Here is a 262-nt window from a genome sequence, read left to right as displayed (position 1 = left end):
CATCCATCGCTTCGCGCCCCGCTTGTAAAGTGTACGCGACATCAAATAAGTCCGGCTTATCAATATGCTTCTTTTGAAGAAAAGCAAGAAGGCGCTCCGCATATTCTGTCAGACGCTCGCCATTTTTCGCAGACAGCAGAATGACCGCCGGCTCTTGGCTGCTGATTGCTTGTTTGACAGGAGCCTCATATTCTTCAATAATGATATGCGCGTTAGAACCGCCCGCACCAAAGCTGCTGATTCCCGCCCTGAGCGGCTGTTC

The 262-nt window shown here is 51.1% G+C and carries 1 protein-coding gene; it reads right to left on the bottom strand.

Annotation, left to right across the window (positions count from 1 at the left end):
• Positions 1-262 (bottom strand): KS-MAT linker domain-containing protein (locus SB660_RS21575; RefSeq protein ID WP_410584459.1); only part of this gene is annotated, 262 nt, incomplete at both ends.

It is taken from the genome of Bacillus sp. SIMBA_005 (assembly GCF_046535585.1).
Lineage (GTDB): Bacteria > Bacillota > Bacilli > Bacillales > Bacillaceae > Bacillus > Bacillus pumilus.
This window is presented reverse-complemented; position numbering and strand designations above follow the sequence as displayed.